The following is a 438-nucleotide window of genomic DNA, read 5'->3' as shown; positions in this document are numbered from 1 at the left end:
CGTAACAGAAGCCCGCCGGAATGGCGGACTGGACTTTGAGGTGGATTCGGGGGTGCTGGGGGTGGCGCCGTGACGCGTTCAATCGTCAACAGCTTTGTCCAGCGCTACCTGCTGCTTGATTCCTTGATCGAGACCAACAGCAACGACAACGCCGACCACCGTGTGGGCGATCCAGCTGCCGCTTTCCCAGAAGTAGGCGCTGGCCAGTCCAGCCGCGATTCCAGCCAAGCCGGCGGCGAGGGTGATCTTTTCGCTGTTCTTCATCGGTTTCTTCTTCATGGTGTTCCCCATGTGGTTGCTGGTAACAGGATTTTAGTCCATGACGTGGCGTGAGCGCATCGACCCCGAAATGCGCGGGGCATATCGCGGCGTGCCGTTCTATGTGGAGCGCGCCGACACCAAGGGCGGCCGGCGCTGGCTAATCCACGAATACCCGCG

2 protein-coding genes are annotated in these 438 nt (G+C 61.0%); one reads left to right on the top strand and one right to left on the bottom strand.

Going from position 1 to position 438, the window contains the following annotated elements:
* Positions 1-78 precede the first annotated feature (78 nt).
* On the bottom strand, positions 79-279 hold the full coding sequence (locus C1I89_RS33330; protein ID WP_146196983.1) for a hypothetical protein: 201 nt from the start codon (positions 277-279) through the stop codon (positions 79-81).
* A 40-nt stretch (positions 280-319) separates the two neighbouring features.
* Between C1I89_RS33330 and C1I89_RS35810 the strand changes: the two genes are divergently transcribed.
* Positions 320-438, top strand: a 119-nt coding sequence (locus tag C1I89_RS35810; protein ID WP_181391114.1) for a DNA circularization N-terminal domain-containing protein, incomplete at its 3' end; no start/stop codon positions are given.

The sequence above is a fragment of the Achromobacter pulmonis genome, from assembly GCF_002885955.2.
Taxonomy (GTDB): domain Bacteria; phylum Pseudomonadota; class Gammaproteobacteria; order Burkholderiales; family Burkholderiaceae_B; genus Achromobacter; species Achromobacter pulmonis_A.
Note: the sequence above shows the minus strand (reverse complement) of the source record. Positions and strands in the feature narration are given on the sequence as shown.

Coding starts and splice junctions, on each gene's coding strand:
- C1I89_RS33330 (WP_146196983.1), bottom strand. CDS start 279: ATGAAGAAGAAACCGATGAAGAACAGCGAAAAGATCACCCTCGCCGCC.